This is a genomic window from Winogradskyella helgolandensis, assembly GCF_013404085.1.
GTDB lineage: Bacteria > Bacteroidota > Bacteroidia > Flavobacteriales > Flavobacteriaceae > Winogradskyella > Winogradskyella helgolandensis.
The window spans coordinates 3,245,180-3,260,788 of record NZ_JABFHO010000001.1 but is presented as its reverse complement, the minus strand read 5'-3'; the positions used below and the strand labels follow the sequence as shown (position 1 = coordinate 3,260,788).

Here is a 15,609-nt window from a genome sequence, read left to right as displayed (position 1 = left end):
TAGGTTGGGTAGATACGCAACCGATAGAATTAATAACGACTTTAAAACTAATATTAATATTGGACGTGTTGGTCTTCAGCTTAATGGAGATATTGAACTGAAAGAAATACTGATTAGAGATTACAAAAAAGACACCCTTATTAGTGTTGGTGAATTAAATAGTTCCATCATTAGCTTTCAGAATTTAATGAATAGCAAACTCAATTTTGGAGATATAGATCTTCAAGATGTGATGTTTAATTTAAAAACTTATAAGGGTGAAACGGATACCAACTTAGATGTTTTTGTAGCTAAATTTGATAGTGATAACCCAAGAGTTGGTCCTAGTGAGTTTCTTTTTTCATCTAGTGATGTTTCTATTGAAGGCGGAATTTTTAGATTAATCGATGAAAACCTAGAAACTCCTAAAATCTTTGAATTTACGGAGTTAAATGCTAATACAACTAACTTTCTAATTAATGGTCCAGAGGTAAGTTCTCGAATTAATAAATTCAGTTTTATAGACAGTAGAGGTATTGCTGTTAAAAACCTAATGGCAAATTTTGAATACACCTTAGATCATATGATATTTGGTGATTTAAACATTAAAACTGAATTGTCAGAACTGAAAGGAGATTTAAGATTTAACTATAAACGTGAAGATTTAAAATACTTTACAGACAAAGTAAATGTTGAAGCGAGTTTTAGAGATTCTGATATTTCATTGACAGAATTAAACGTATTTTTCGATGAATTTGGAACGGATCAGCATGCTGATTTTAATGCAGATTTAACAGGAACGCTAAATAATCTTGAAGCTAAAAACCTCAATATAAGTACAACTTCAAATACAAGAATTATTGGAGATATTACGTTTAAAAATTTATTTAGTAAAGAGGAAGATAGTTTTGCCTTACGAGGGGATTTTGAAAATTTAGCTTCAAATTATAGAGATTTAACCGCCTTATTGCCAAGACTACTAGGGAATTCTATTCCAAGCGTGATTTCAAAGGTTGGTAATTTTAAGATAAAAGGAACATCATTTATTACGGCAAAGCGAATAGATGCAGATATCGAAATAAATACAGATTTAGGGTTTATTAAATCTAATTTACAATTGACGAATTTAGATAATATTGATAATGCCAGTTATATTGGAAATATTGTCCTAGATGAATTTAATATTGGAGAACTCATCAATGATCCATTAGTGAAAACTGCCACTTTAAATCTCGATGTTGATGGTAAAGGATTTACCATTAAGAATTTAAAAACAGAAGTAAAGGGTGATGTTTTTGTATTAGATTACAATGGGTATACGTACAGAGATATTGCACTTTCGGGAGATTTAGGGAATAGTATTTTTAACGGAATTGTAAAAGTTGAAGACCTTAATTTACAACTGGATTTTAACGGATTGGCAGATTTTTCCGAAGACCTTAAAAAATTCGATTTTAAAGCTAATGTTGGTTATGCAAACCTTAGTAATTTAAACTTTGTAAAACGAGATAGCATTTCGGAATTTAGAGGTTTAGTGACCATGTCTGCAACAGGTACAACCTTAGACAATGCCATTGGTGCCATCAATATAAAAAACACAACCTATAAGAATCAAGATAATAATTACAATTTTGAAGATTTTGATATTGTATCTTCCTTTAACGATAATGAACGTACGATTGCTATTAACTCACCAGATATTATTGATGGTAAAATAACAGGACAGTTTAAGACGAAAGATATATTAGGTTTGGTAGAAAATTCGGTTGGAAGTATTTATACCAATTTTGTACCTAATATGGTTGATAAAGATCAGTATATCGATTTTAGATTCAACATTTATTCAAAAATTGCCACTGTATTCTTTAAAGATTTAATCTTAGGAAAAAACACGTTTATTGAAGGCCGAATTGAAACCGATGAAAAAGGATTTGAACTCACCTTTAATTCACCAGAAATTAAATTTAATGATTACTTCGCAAATAATATCAACATCGATATTGATAATAGTAATCCGTTATTTAATACTTACATAGAAATAGATAGTCTTAATGCAGGTATGTACCAAGCGTCTCAATTTAGTCTTATTAACGTTACAAGGCGCGATACTTTATTAATTAAGTCTGAATTTAAAGGAGGTACAAATAATGCTGATGATTTTAATTTAAGCATGTTTTATACTATAGATAAAACGAATAAATCTGTTATAGGTTTAAAAAAATCTGAAGTAAAATTTAAAGGTTATGATTGGCTCTTAAATTCAGAAAGGGACACCTTAAATAAGGTGACTTTTGATAGGGGTTTCAAATCATTCGATATTTTTCCTATTAGAATAACACACGATGATGAGGAAATTTTAGTATCCGGAAAAGTCATAGATTCAACCAATAAAAACTTTAATGTAGGTTTTAAAGATGTTGAATTAGTAAAAATTACTCCTCGTATTGATAGTTTGGCATTAAGAGGGATTGTAAATGGTAAATTAGATGTGGTACAAAAGGAAGGTGTCTATTTACCAAAATCTAATGTAGAAATAAGTGGCTTTTTTGTAAATGATTATGATTTAGGAAACCTTAAAGCCAATATTGAAGGTAATAATTCTATAACCAATTACAATGTAGATGTAACTTTAGTTAATGATAATTTAAAATCATTAGATGCAAAGGGCACTATAGATGTTGCTAAGTCAAATCCGGAAATTGACTTAAATGTGAAATTTGAAGAGTTTCTGTTAGATCCCTTAAACCCATTAGGAGAAGGTGTTATTAATAATATCCGAGGTTTAGTGTCTGGTTATGCTAATGTCACAGGAAGCCTTAATAAACCTGCTATTTATGGAGAATTACTATTAGATAGGGCAGGCTTATCCATTCCATATCTTAATGTAGATTATGGTTTTGATTTCGATTCTAAAGTATCGCTTAGAGGTCAGCAATTTATTTTTAATGATGTTGCCATGACGGATTCTGAATACTTTTCTAAAGGCAGTCTAAATGGGTTTATCGCACATAATAACTTTTCAGATTGGAAACTAGGATTAGAATTAAACACAGACCGACTTTTAGTTTTAAACACGGAAGAATCTGAAGACGAACTATATTATGGTACAGGTTTTATTTCAGGAACAGCAGAGATTAAAGGCCCAACAGATCAATTAACTATTAAAGTTATAAATGGAAGAACAGAAGCCGGAACCGAGTTTTTTATTCCATTAAATGATTCTGAAAGTTTTGGAGACAATACTTATATTCATTTTTTAAGTCCAGAAGAAAAAGCGGCAAGACTAAAGGGAGACATTGTTGAGCAAATTGAAATCAAAGGTTTGGTGTTAGATTTTGATTTAAATGTAAATGAAAATGCAGTTATAGAAATAGTAATAGATAAAGAAGCAGGAAGTACTATAAAAGGAAGAGGAGTGGGAGGGTTAAACTTCTTAATCAATACCAACGGAACTTTTAATATGTGGGGAGATTTTGTGGTTTATGATGGAACGTATAACTTTAAGTATGGAGGCTTTGTTGAAAAGAAGTTTAAGGTAGAACAAGGAGGTAGTATTGTTTGGGAAGGTGATCCAATGGGAGCGGAAATAAACCTAAAGGCTCTATATGCAGGAAACGCAAATCCGTCAGTACTATTAGATAATCCCATTAATCAAAGTATTGATGTCGAAGTCGAAATTCATTTAACAGGTCAATTAGAACAGCCAGATCCTCAATTCGATTTTCATTTTCCTAATGTTAGTTCTACAGTAAAATCTGAGTTGGAATATAGGTTGTCATCAAAAGACGAACGCGACAATCAAGCTTTAATATTTTTAGCAACAGGAGGTTTTTCGAGTAGCTTAGGAGGTGCAAATTTTACGGGTACAATTTCAGAACGTTTAACGGGTATTGTAAATAACCTTTTTGGCACAAGTAATGGAAATTTAGACATAGGCATCGATCTTGAATTAGGACAAGACACTCCAGACTTACAAACTAATAATAAATTTGGTTTAACACTTCAAACCAAAATAAGTGATAAAATCTTGGTAAATGGTAAAGTTGGTGTACCTTTTGGAAGCGCTAGTCAGACCGTTATAAGTGGAGATGTGCAAATAGATTTATTGCTAAATGAAGACGGTACACTTAGAGCTAAAGTTTTTAACAGAGAAAACAGTATAAGAAACTTTGGTGAAGAAATTGGCTATACTCAAGGTGTAGGTTTGTCTTATAATGTTGAATTTGATTCTTTTAAAGAATTTCTTCAAATTATCTTTTCAGGAAAGAATAGAAGTGATAAAAGTGAAAAGAAAGAGAAAGCAAAGGAAGAAAATGAAGATGATTTGATGCCAGATTATATGACAATGAAAGATAAAAAGTCAAAAACTAAGTCTTAAATAGGTTATTTTTTTCATATTTATTAAATACTTATTAACGAAAACGATTGAATTGATTTGTCACTATAATTTTTATGATAATAGTCACATTTATATATATATTGTTTCTTAATTTTACTGTAAATAATTTATGAAAATGCTACAAACAATAAAAAAAATAGGTGTTTTAACATCTGGAGGAGATGCGCCAGGAATGAACGCTGCAATTAGAGCTGTAGTAAGAACTTGTGCTTTTCACGATATAAAATGCTACGGTATTTATAGAGGTTATGAGGGAATGATTGATGGAGATTTCGAAGAAATGGATGCTCGTAGTGTAAGAGGTATCATTAATAAAGGAGGCACAATTTTAAAATCAGCACGTTCTAAAGGGTTCAGAACTAAAGAAGGTAGACAAACAGCCTACGAGCAATTAAAAAAAGCTGGTATTGATGCTTTTGTTGTTATAGGTGGAGATGGTAGTTTTACTGGAGCTATGATTTTTAATAAAGAATTCAATTTTCCAGTCATGGGAATCCCTGGTACTATAGATAATGATATTTTTGGTACAACACATACATTAGGTTACGATACGGCTTTAAATACAGTTGTAGAAGTTATAGATAAAATTAGAGATACAGCCAGTTCACATAACAGATTGTTTTTTATTGAAGTTATGGGAAGAGATGTTGGACACATTGCGTTGAACGTTGGAATTGCTGGTGGTGCAGAAGAAATTTTAATTCCTGAGGAAGATTTAGGATTAGATAGACTTGTTGAGTCTTTAAAACGAAGTAAAAAATCTGGAAAAACATCTAGTATCGTAGTTGTAGCTGAAGGTGATAAAATAGGTAAAAGCGTTTTTGAACTTAAGGATTATGTTGATCAAAACATGGAAGATTACGACGTAAGAGTATCCGTACTTGGACATATGCAACGTGGAGGGCCACCATCATGTTTTGATAGAGTTTTTGCTAGCAGAATGGGAGTAAAAGCTGTAGAAAGTTTAATTACAGGTAAAAGTAATTATATGGTTGGTATGAAAAACGATGTCATAGAATTAACACCATTTGACCAAGCAGTAAAAGGAAAATCTAAAATAAACAAGGAACTTTTAAGAGTTTCTGATATAATGTCAATTTAAACAATAATAAAAATTAAAACAAAGATAGAGAAATGGCAAATTTAAAATTAGGAATCAACGGATTCGGTAGAATAGGAAGAATTGTATTTAGAGCAACAGTAAAACGTGATGACGTAGATGTTGTCGCAATTAACGATTTATTAGATGTAGAGCATTTAGCGTACTTATTAAAGTATGATTCTGTTCATGGAAGATTTGATGGAACGGTTGAAGTAAAAGATGGACACTTAGTAGTAGACGGAAAAACAATTCGTGTTACAGCAGAGAAAGATCCTAAAAATTTAAAGTGGGATGAAGCAGGAGCAACTGTTGTTGCCGAATGTACAGGTATTTTCACAACTTTAGAAACAGCTCAATATCATATTGATGGTGGTGCTAAAAAAGTAGTAATATCAGCTCCTAGTAAAGATGCTCCAATGTTTGTAATGGGAGTAAATTGTGATACATTAAAAGCTACTGATACTATTGTATCTAATGCGTCTTGTACAACTAACTGTTTAGCACCAATCGCTAAAGTAATTGAAGATAACTTCGGAATTGAAGAAGCTTTAATGACTACAATTCACGCAGCAACATCTACACAGTTTACAGTAGATGCACCTTCACGTAAAAATTACCGTTTAGGTCGTTCTGCTCTTAATAATATTATTCCTTCTTCAACAGGTGCAGCAAAAGCAGTAGGTAAAGTAATTCCTGAATTAGACGGGAAACTTACTGGTATGGCGTTTAGAGTACCAACTGTAGATGTATCGGTAGTAGATTTAACAGTGAAAACGAAAAAAGACACAACTTTAGCAGAGATTAAAGCAGCAATGAAAAAAGCAGCTGAAGGATCTATGAAAGGTGTTTTAGGATATACTGAAGATGCTGTAGTGTCTCAAGATTTTGTAAGTGAAGAAAGAACTAGTGTTTTTGATGCAGATGCGTCTATTGAACTTAATTCAAAATTCTTCAAATTAATTTCTTGGTATGATAACGAATTTGGTTATTCAAACAAATTGATTGATTTAGCTCAAAAAGCAAATAGTCTTTAAGACATAGTATTAATTCTGAAAATTCCGTAGGATTATGTATTGTCATAGACTACGGAATTTTTATATAAACTCATTATCATGATTTTAATTACAGATGGAGGTTCTACAAAATGCGATTGGATTGCAATCGACTCTGATGGTAAACAAGCCGTTGATAAAATTAGAACCAAAGGTTTAAACCCTGCAATTGTAGCAGAAAAAAAACTGAATAAAACAATTCGTAAGAGTAAAGAATTAATGGCAATTGCTAGCGATGTTACACATATTTATTTTTATGGTGCAGGCTGCGGTACGGAGAAACCAACCCTGTTATTAAAATCAATTTTGGAATCGTATTTCGTTAACGCAACAGTAGAAGTTAGAGAAGATACCTATGCAGCAGTTAGAGCATGTATTAATTCTAATGATGAAGCTGCAGTAGTTTGTATACTAGGAACAGGTTCTAATTGTAGTTATTATGATGGTGAAGATTTACACCAACGTGTAAATAGTCTTGGATTTATATTAATGGACGATGCCAGTGGAAACTATTTTGGTAAACAATTAATTAGAGATTACTACTTTAAAAAAATGCCAGATACTATTAGTGTGGCATTCGCTCATAAGCATAATTTAGAGGCCGATTTTATTAAGTATAATCTTTATAAACAAACCAATCCAAGTGCCTATTTAGCAGATCATGCGGAATTTATGTTTATTAATAAAGATTCAGAATATATTAGCAATCTTATAACTAACGGAATTCGCTTGTTTACAGAAAATATGATTCTTCAATATAAAGAGGAGTTAGAAAATGGTGTTCCAGTTCATTTTGCAGGTTCTATAGCGTATTTTGGTCAAGATGAAATTAAGCAAGTCGCTAAAGAATATGGATTTAACGTCGGTAATTTTGTAAGACGACCAATTGAAGGTTTAGTTAATTATCACGTAAAAAATCTTTAATATGATAATAGCTATTATTGCTCATGATGGAAAGAAAGCCGAAATGGTACAATTTTTAAATGAACACAGAGATATTTTACTTCAGAAGAAAATTGTATTAATTTCTACAGGAACAACCGGTGAAAAAGTAAGCAAAGCAGGTTTTGAAGTTAATGCTTTACTTTCTGGTCCCTTAGGTGGAGATGCTCAAATAGCAGCTAGAGTTGCTGAGGGTCAATGCGATATGGTATTGTTTTTTAGAGATCCATTAGATCGTCATCCACACGAACCCGATATTCTGATGTTAATGAGATTGTGTGATGTACATGATGTACCTTTGGCTACTAATCCTGCAACAGCAAATTTATTAATGAAATCTATTTAATTTTTTAATAACCTGTTGATAAAACTAGGCAAGCCTGTTGTAAAACTTATATTTTGGTTATATCTTTGTAACAATAAAACGTAAACGAAACAAGAATTATGTTCGACTTTGATCAATATTTAGGATTTTTAGCATTTTTAACCATATTAACTATTGGATTTTGGTTAATGATTTTCCTTTTAACATTTGTAGTACCTTATTGGATTTTTGGTGCTTCACTGGAACATTTTAAAGAAAAAAGAGAAGAAAAGAAAGCAAAGCGTGAAGGCTTAACGCTAGATTAGTATTCTTTAATATATAAACAAAAAAGAGCGCAAATTAAATTTGCGCTCTTTTTTATTTTATAGCTATAGTTAAATAGGTCTTCTTTTTCTATTGAAAATCCATAAACTTAAATCTTTTTGAATAGAATACTCTTTTTACTAAAATCATAGGCCGCGTTCACTACATCTTTATAAGTGTCGTAATAGTCTAAAGGCATAGTAAGTCTGTCGTAAGATTCAATAGCATTTATGGTAATTACATTGTTTGAAATAGTATAGTTGGATATAAATTGACAAGCTATTTCATTTTTTATGTCTACAGTCTTATGTATTACAATGTCATCTAAACCTTTGGCTTCATATCCTTCTGGGATAGGAATAGAAAAGGTGTATTTATAGGTTATTAAACTATTTAATTCAATAGGATTAACACGCTCAGATTCTTGATACAACTCATTTTGAGTCCCAACTACTTTCCCGAAATTTAGCATTATATCTTCGTTAACTTCATCAATCAAACTTTCTGCTTCATAACTATAATCAAAGCGAATAGGTGTGTTGTTAGCAGCTAATGATAGCCGCTCATTTTCAACGTTAAAGGTGAGAAATTCGGCATCTTCTATGCCATTTGCAGCAGTAAAAGATTTAAATTGATTTATATCTTTTGTTTTTAGATATTTATAAGCACCTCTAGCACTAGTAGCTCTATAGCCTGTGTTTATCTGATTGCAGTTAACCATTGTAACTAGATTTTCAGGATCTACAGAAATACTATAATCGCGTTGTATGACATTGTCCTCAACGTTTGGTGTTTCAATTCTACTAAATCGTCTGCCGTTAGCACTAATAAATAGTCCTTGATTGCCAATAGTTTCAGTTGGAGGAAAGTTTAGTCTTGCATTAATATCTTCCGGTTCTACGTATTTATTTTCGTCTTTAAAGAATAGTAACGGCGTTTGTAAATTACTTTGTGAAAAAAATGTAGCATCAAATTTATGTTTAAATCTATCCGATGTAAGCACAAATTCATAATCTATACTTTCTGAATTTAACAAGCAGGTATACAATCTAATAATTCCGCGTTCCGTAGCTTGCTTCTGTGCAAATATGTGTTTTAATTGAAATAATTCTTTAGATGGTGTGCGTACAACGTTATATGTAGTCGTTATATATTCACAGATATTATTTATTATTTCAGCAGAATTATCTTTCGATTTTGTTTCTACAAACGTTTTGTAATCGTTAATAAGCGCATGATGTCTTCTCGGTCTAATATCAATATAGTTGGTTTTTATATTAGCTTCTAGCCTTGCCCACATTACCGCATCGGATGGTATACCCATTGCAACTTGGTATGAAACTTTCATTCTATTAGCCGTAGGACTAGCAGATTTTTCATCCGTCATACCATCAATATTATTTATTGTTGCTGTTAAAGCTTCTTTTTTACCAGCAACTTTTTCTGTTTGCATAGACGGAAAACCATTATAGCCTTTAACACGATATTTTAAGACACGAGGTTTTCTAATAATAACAATAGCTTCTTTTACAGGATAATCTTTTTGAACCACCACTGAACCTAAATTTATAGTATTATTTTCTAGAGTATATATAATTTCTAGTTGAGAATTTGTGGTTACACCTTCTATTGCAAATATTTTATAACCACCAGCATTTTTAACATTTTCTAATTCTTTAATATTGTTTTTATCAAGGTAATTTACTTCACCATTACTTTGTGTTACACGGGCTTTGATATCAATAACTTGTTTTACATTTCGCATTGGGATGTAAACTCTATTATGATTTTTTATGCCTTTATCTGTATTTATTCTAATAATACTGTGCTTAGTTTCAAATAATCTAAATGACTTTTTTAAAACCGGTTGATAATATTGAATTAAATATTTTTCCATAATAGCAATTGAAGATTCTTCTTGTTCAGCTGCTGTGAGTTCATAAAATTCTTGATCTTCTACCCAATTATGGCTTTTGTATAATTGTGCAGAAGCAGAAAAACTAATAAATATAAGTAGGAGTGTGCTAAGAAATGTTCTCATGGTTATTGATTTGATAATACTATAGATTGTTTGCTCGCTTTATTGAAAGCTTTGATGAAGCTATTCCAGTCATTAATCGATTTAACTTCAACTTTTAAGGTGTTAACTGTAATGTATTTTTCAATTTGAAGTATTTTAGAATCTTCGGATACGTTGTAACGAATCTGAAAATTGAAATCAGGATGGTTAAATTCTGAATTCTGAGGAATAGTTTGAAGCTCATATTCCTCAGGAATACTTAATGTAGTGATAAAAGATTTTTGATATTTATATTTAATTTCTTTATCAAAATCTTTCTTTTCATTTTTTACAATTTCCGATTTTAAACTAAAATTTAAATGAGGTTGGATGTAGATATTGTTTTCTATGCGTTTTATGTAGCGTTCGGTTTCTGTTTTAAAATCAATTAAAAGGGTGTCTTTTTCTAATTCTATATTTTTATAAACTACATCTTTTATAAGCGTTCTTTTTTTTCCAAACTGAAGGGCAGATTCTAAAAAACCGATATCATCATTGTCTTTTCTTTCAAGTTTATGGTGCATGTATAATTTTTCATAGCCTGTTAAGTTCGCTTGGTGATGACCTATTAAAGTTTCATTGTCAAGTTCTAATTCTGAAGTAATATTCATAGAGTTCAAAGAAGCTGGTACTTCCGGAACTTTTATTATTTTAAAATCAGTGTTACTCAATCCAATCAATGCTTCTTTACCTTGTATAAAAGGCGAAGGAAATCCATAACCTAGGTATTTTGCAGTGGCATCTAAAAAGAGGTATTCATTATTTACTTTAACCGCTGTAATCATATGATTATCTGTCATTGGTGTAGGAAGGTCTATGTAAGAATAAGGTCTTTCGCGAGTGCCAATCCAAGTTAAATAAGAATCAATTCCAGCATAATGAAGCATTTCATTCAACAAATTAGCCATATCCTTACAGTCACCATATTTGTTAGAATAAATATTGAAGGCGTCTCTTGGGATAAAGCCATTTAGACCATCTTCAAAAGCGATATAGTTAATTACACGTTGTACATAATAGTAGATTTTTTTTATTTTGTCCTCTTCGGAATTCACATTTTTAATTAAATCTAACGTCGTATGTTTTAATTCGGTTTGGTCTGTACTATTAATGTTAAGAATTAATGATTTGTACCACGCGTATAAACCTGCAGCATCCGAGAGAATTGGATGAACACTACCTTCATTAGTGTAAGATTTAATATAAACAAAGACTTGAGGAATGTAGTATAACGGGTGAAAATCATAATTGCTATTAATTTTCGGAACCGAATTTAATGTCCATTTATAGGTCGTTTTGTTTTTATCCTTTATAATTTCAAAATTAGAATCTATAGCTTCCAAATTGAAAGTCGTGTAAGCAACATCAACATTATTAGGGAAACTAACGCTTAATTCAGCTGTTTCTATTGGAGTAGTGTCGCTGATTATAAAGGAAGGCAAAAAGTGTGGGTCACTTATTGATTTTTCATATGTCAGAGTGGTTGTTGAGCCTTCTTTAACATTAGGGAATGAAAAGATTTTCTTTTTCTGGTCAGCGAAGAAAATGCCATTTCTTATCACATCTAAATTTTCAAAATTGCTGACATTATTTTTTGAATCTTCATTTTCTGTAAAAGCATCAATACTTTCTATGCTATTAAACGTATTAAAGCTTACACTTTCGTTGGCGTGAGATAATTTTTGATTGGTGAGATAATAATCCTTTTTTACAACGGTCTCTTTAATTGATAAACTTCCGTTAGATTCAGTGATATCAATATGGTTGTTTAGAGATAAGGTAATGACATCATCTTTTGGGTATTGGGTTTTATAGTTTTCTAAATTTTGAGAGAAACAAAAAGAAGAACTAAAAATAGCGAAGAGCAATATAAGAGTTTTCAATAAAGTATGGGGTGATATAGTTCACTCAAATTTAACAAAAATCTTATGCTTTCGGTATTAAATCAATGTAAAAAAAACAGCATTATCGTCAATATTAATGCTGTTTTTGTGTTATGGATCGGTTTAATTTAATATGTGTAGTTTGCTAAACCTGTAAAACACCCATATTAAAAGGTTTCTCAATAGGAGCGTGGTTAGCAGCTTCAATTCCCATAGAAATCCAAGTTCTTGTATCTAAAGGATCAATAACTCCATCCGTCCATATACGAGAAGCAGCATAATAAGGTGACACTTGGTCGTCGTATCTGTTTTTTATTTTATTAAATAATTCCTCTTCTTTTTCCTTTGTAATTTTTTCACCTCTTTTCTTAAGTGAAGCCGTTTCAATTTGTAATAAAACTTTTGCAGCAGAATTACCACTCATTACAGCCAGTACGGCACTTGGCCAAGCTGCAATCAATCTTGGGTCATACGCTTTTCCACACATGGCATAGTTTCCGGCTCCATAACTATTACCTAAAATTATAGTGAATTTTGGGACTACAGAATTACTAACGGCATTTACCATTTTCGCACCATCCTTAATGATTCCGGAGTGTTCCGATTTACTCCCGACCATAAAGCCAGTAACATCTTGAAGAAATACCAATGGAATTTTCTTCTGATTACAATTGGCAATAAAACGTGTTGCTTTATCAGCTGAGTCGTTATAAATAACACCACCAAATTGCATTTCGCCTTTTGCGTTTTTTACTAATTTTCTTTGGTTAGCAACAATACCAACAGCCCAACCTTCAATTCTAGCATAAGCCGTTATAATTGTTTTACCATAATCTTCTTTATATTCTTCAAATTCCGAATCGTCAACTAAACGCTTTATGATGTCTTTCATATCATATTGGTCAGCGCGACTTTTTGGAAGAATTCCGTAGATGTCATCCGGATTCTCTTTTGGTTTTTTAGATTCAGCTCTATTGTAGCCAGCTTTGTCAAAATCACCAATTTTATCTACGATGTTTTTAATTTTATCTAAAGCGTCTTTATCATCTTTTGCTTTATAATCTGTAACTCCAGAAATTTCGCAATGTGTTGTGGCACCACCTAGGGTTTCATTATCTATAGTTTCGCCTATGGCAGCTTTTACCAAATAGCTTCCTGCTAAGAAAATACTCGCTGTTTTATCAACGATTAAGGCTTCATCACTCATAATTGGTAAATAAGCACCACCAGCCACACAACTACCCATAACTGCAGCAATTTGGGTAATACCCATACTACTCATTACAGCGTTGTTTCTAAAAATGCGGCCAAAGTGTTCTTTGTCTGGGAAAATTTCATCTTGCATAGGTAGAAAAACACCTGCGCTATCCACCAAATAAATAATTGGTAAACGATTTTCAATCGCAATTTCCTGAGCTCGTAAATTCTTTTTCCCTGTAATAGGAAACCAAGCTCCGGCTTTCACAGTAGCATCATTGGCAACAACAATACATTGCTTTCCTTTAACATAACCCATTTTTACCACAACTCCTCCAGATGGGCAGCCTCCATATTGCTCATACATGCCTTCACCAGCAAAGGCACCAATCTCTATTGATTTAGCTTTAGGATCTAATAAATAGTTTACACGCTCACGTGCAGTCATTTTACCTTTAGCTTTATGTTTTTCAATACTTTTTTCTCCTCCGCCGAGTTTAACTTTAACTAAACGCTTTTTTAAATCGGAAAGAAGAAGTTTGTTATGGTCTTCGTTTTTATTGAATTTAATGTCCATATATGTTGCCCATTAAAGTGGGTGTCTTTGATTAGTTAAAATATGATAATTGTTCTGCACGAATTTACAAAACGAATCCATGTTTGGAAAGTGAATGTTTTGTTAAAATAGAATACATGGAATTATTTACCTTGGAAAACATTTGGGTTTAATGTAAGTTTACACTTCACAAAAACGACTTGAATGAAACATATAATAGCATTTGCAGGAAGTAATAGTAGTACTTCAATAAACAAACAGTTGGTAACCTACGCATCACAATTAGTAGATGATGTAAAAGTCACTATTTTAGATTTAAATGATTTTGAAATGCCAATTTACAGTTTTGATAGAGATAGTAATACAGGTTTTCCAAAGGAAGCTGTAGACTTTATAGCTCATATTAAAAATGCAGATGGTATTATAATTTCTCTAGCAGAACATAATGGAGCGTATTCTGCAGCGTTTAAAAATGTGTTTGATTGGGCATCTAGAGTAGAGCCTAAAACATTTTTGGATAAACCAATGTTGTTAATGGCTTCGTCTCCTGGAGGAAGAGGTGGTGCATCTGTTCTAGAAATGGCTTCGGATCGTTTTCCTAGACATTTTGCAAACATTGTAGGGAAATTTTCTTTTCCATTATTTAATGATAATTTTTCGGACGGAAAGATTACTAATGAAGACCTTAACAATCAGCTTTTAACAGAAGTAAAACAATTTCAAAATAGTCTTTGATTTATGGAATTAAAACATGAAGAATCTAAAACAGTAAATAGATTTTACCTTTTAGATGAAGGCAAGGAAATAGGTGAAATGACTTATGTATATACTAAAGACAATATCATTGACCTTAATCATACAGAAGTTGATGGAGCTTATAGAGGACAAAATCTTGGTCTAAAACTAATTGAAGCTGCTATTGATTTTATAATTAAAAACAAACTAAAAGCTTCAGCGAGTTGTTCTTATGCTAAAAAGATGTTAGAGCAACATGAAAACTATGATGCTGTAAAAGCGTAACTATATGTATAGATTAATATCCTAATAAAGGGCTTATTAAAATGGAGAACTAATTAATGGGAAATCTAGAAAAAGACATCAATTCAAAATTTGAGAATAATCAAATTAAGGCAATGCAAAATGTATTGTACACAGCTAATTGGATTTCAAGTGCCCAAAACGAATTTTTTAAGCCTTTCGGTATTTCTCCTCAACAATACAATATTCTTAGAATTTTAACTGGCGCAGAACACCCTTTAAAAGTGCAGACGATTAAAGATAGAATGGTAGAGCGCTCTCCAAATGCCACACGGTTAATGGATAAGCTTTTTGCAAAAAAGTATATTAATCGGTTGACTTCGGAAAATGATAGACGCGTTGTAAAAATTAGCATTACAAATGAAGGAAAACAATTATTAGCATCTATTCCAAATAACTTTATGGAAAAGGTGTTGGGTAAATTAAATGAAGACGAAGCAGAGCAATTGAGTCGCTTACTTGATAAAATGCGCTAAAAGCATCACTGTTTTTAGATAATTCTTTGGTTTATTTAACGATATTTGTAAACTAACTAATTATTAAAACTAAGATTGATTATGGCAATGAATAAAAATACAGTCCTAGCTTGGGCTACTTGGATTATGATATTTGTGGGACTAGGGTTAATTGCCCTCGGTGCATTTAGATATGACGATGTTGCCGGTTGGGGATTTGCAGCCGTAGGTGGTGGATTTTTCTGTATCGCATGGGTATTTAACGCTTTAAAAGGTAGAGTTTAAAAACGTTATAAGTCGCAATTTCACAATTATAGAA

At 31.7% G+C, this 15,609-nt stretch carries 13 protein-coding genes; 10 read left to right on the top strand and 3 right to left on the bottom strand.

Annotation, left to right across the window (positions count from 1 at the left end; genetic code table 11):
• Window positions 1-4 precede the first annotated feature (4 nt).
• The 6 genes from HM992_RS13660 to HM992_RS13635 all read left to right on the top strand — a co-directional run bounded on the left by HM992_RS13660 (window position 5) and on the right by HM992_RS13635 (window position 8,104).
• A complete protein-coding gene (locus HM992_RS13660) occupies window positions 5-4,357 on the top strand; it encodes a translocation/assembly module TamB domain-containing protein (RefSeq protein WP_229720499.1) in 4,353 nt (1,450 codons plus the stop codon).
• A 136-nt stretch (window positions 4,358-4,493) separates the two neighbouring features.
• On the top strand, window positions 4,494-5,480 hold the full coding sequence (gene pfkA, locus HM992_RS13655; protein WP_178985528.1) for a 6-phosphofructokinase: 987 nt from the start codon (window positions 4,494-4,496) through the stop codon (window positions 5,478-5,480).
• Window positions 5,481-5,512: 32 nt separating this feature from the next.
• Entirely contained in the window at window positions 5,513-6,514 is a 1,002-nt protein-coding gene (gene gap / locus HM992_RS13650; protein WP_178985527.1) for a type I glyceraldehyde-3-phosphate dehydrogenase, read from the top strand.
• A 78-nt stretch (window positions 6,515-6,592) separates the two neighbouring features.
• Window positions 6,593-7,456, top strand: a complete 864-nt coding sequence (locus tag HM992_RS13645; RefSeq protein ID WP_178985526.1) for an N-acetylglucosamine kinase — start codon at window positions 6,593-6,595, stop codon at window positions 7,454-7,456.
• A 1-nt stretch (window position 7,457) separates the two neighbouring features.
• On the top strand, window positions 7,458-7,820 hold the full coding sequence (locus HM992_RS13640; RefSeq protein WP_178985525.1) for a methylglyoxal synthase: 363 nt from the start codon (window positions 7,458-7,460) through the stop codon (window positions 7,818-7,820).
• A 98-nt stretch (window positions 7,821-7,918) separates the two neighbouring features.
• The gene (locus tag HM992_RS13635) at window positions 7,919-8,104 is read left to right on the top strand and encodes a hypothetical protein (protein ID WP_178985524.1); all 186 of its coding nucleotides are present in this window, start codon (window positions 7,919-7,921) and stop codon (window positions 8,102-8,104) included.
• 107 nt (window positions 8,105-8,211) lie between these two features.
• On the opposite strand, the gene HM992_RS13630 is transcribed toward HM992_RS13635, so the two are convergent.
• The 3 genes from HM992_RS13630 to HM992_RS13620 all read right to left on the bottom strand — a co-directional run bounded on the left by HM992_RS13630 (window position 8,212) and on the right by HM992_RS13620 (window position 13,818).
• Complete coding sequence (locus tag HM992_RS13630) at window positions 8,212-10,143, bottom strand: DUF3857 domain-containing protein (RefSeq protein ID WP_179320065.1); 1,932 nt, start codon at window positions 10,141-10,143, stop codon at window positions 8,212-8,214.
• Window positions 10,144-10,145: 2 nt separating this feature from the next.
• Window positions 10,146-12,044, bottom strand: a complete 1,899-nt coding sequence (locus HM992_RS13625) for a DUF3857 domain-containing protein (protein WP_179320064.1) — start codon at window positions 12,042-12,044, stop codon at window positions 10,146-10,148.
• 145 nt (window positions 12,045-12,189) lie between these two features.
• On the bottom strand, window positions 12,190-13,818 hold the full coding sequence (locus HM992_RS13620; RefSeq protein WP_179320063.1) for an acyl-CoA carboxylase subunit beta: 1,629 nt from the start codon (window positions 13,816-13,818) through the stop codon (window positions 12,190-12,192).
• Window positions 13,819-14,001: 183 nt separating this feature from the next.
• On the opposite strand from HM992_RS13620, the gene HM992_RS13615 reads away from it, so the two are divergent.
• The 4 genes from HM992_RS13615 (at window position 14,002) to HM992_RS13600 (ending at window position 15,575) form a co-directional block, all read left to right on the top strand.
• Entirely contained in the window at window positions 14,002-14,532 is a 531-nt protein-coding gene (locus HM992_RS13615; RefSeq protein ID WP_179320062.1) for an NADPH-dependent FMN reductase, read from the top strand.
• Window positions 14,533-14,535: 3 nt separating this feature from the next.
• Entirely contained in the window at window positions 14,536-14,817 is a 282-nt protein-coding gene (locus HM992_RS13610; protein WP_178985517.1) for a GNAT family N-acetyltransferase, read from the top strand.
• A 56-nt stretch (window positions 14,818-14,873) separates the two neighbouring features.
• Entirely contained in the window at window positions 14,874-15,311 is a 438-nt protein-coding gene (locus HM992_RS13605; RefSeq protein WP_178985516.1) for a MarR family winged helix-turn-helix transcriptional regulator, read from the top strand.
• Between the two features lie 81 nt (window positions 15,312-15,392).
• Window positions 15,393-15,575 carry a CAL67264 family membrane protein gene (locus HM992_RS13600; RefSeq protein ID WP_178985515.1) on the top strand — a complete coding sequence of 61 codons (183 nt, stop codon included), beginning with the start codon at window positions 15,393-15,395 and terminating at the stop codon, window positions 15,573-15,575.
• Window positions 15,576-15,609 lie beyond the last annotated feature (34 nt).

Coding starts and splice junctions, on each gene's coding strand:
- HM992_RS13605 (WP_178985516.1), top strand. CDS start 14,874: ATGGGAAATCTAGAAAAAGACATCAATTCAAAATTTGAGAATAATCAA.
- HM992_RS13645 (WP_178985526.1), top strand. CDS start 6,593: ATGATTTTAATTACAGATGGAGGTTCTACAAAATGCGATTGGATTGCA.
- pfkA (WP_178985528.1), top strand. CDS start 4,494: ATGCTACAAACAATAAAAAAAATAGGTGTTTTAACATCTGGAGGAGAT.
- HM992_RS13610 (WP_178985517.1), top strand. CDS start 14,536: ATGGAATTAAAACATGAAGAATCTAAAACAGTAAATAGATTTTACCTT.
- gap (WP_178985527.1), top strand. CDS start 5,513: ATGGCAAATTTAAAATTAGGAATCAACGGATTCGGTAGAATAGGAAGA.
- HM992_RS13630 (WP_179320065.1), bottom strand. CDS start 10,143: ATGAGAACATTTCTTAGCACACTCCTACTTATATTTATTAGTTTTTCT.
- HM992_RS13600 (WP_178985515.1), top strand. CDS start 15,393: ATGGCAATGAATAAAAATACAGTCCTAGCTTGGGCTACTTGGATTATG.
- HM992_RS13640 (WP_178985525.1), top strand. CDS start 7,458: ATGATAATAGCTATTATTGCTCATGATGGAAAGAAAGCCGAAATGGTA.
- HM992_RS13620 (WP_179320063.1), bottom strand. CDS start 13,818: ATGGACATTAAATTCAATAAAAACGAAGACCATAACAAACTTCTTCTT.
- HM992_RS13635 (WP_178985524.1), top strand. CDS start 7,919: ATGTTCGACTTTGATCAATATTTAGGATTTTTAGCATTTTTAACCATA.
- HM992_RS13615 (WP_179320062.1), top strand. CDS start 14,002: ATGAAACATATAATAGCATTTGCAGGAAGTAATAGTAGTACTTCAATA.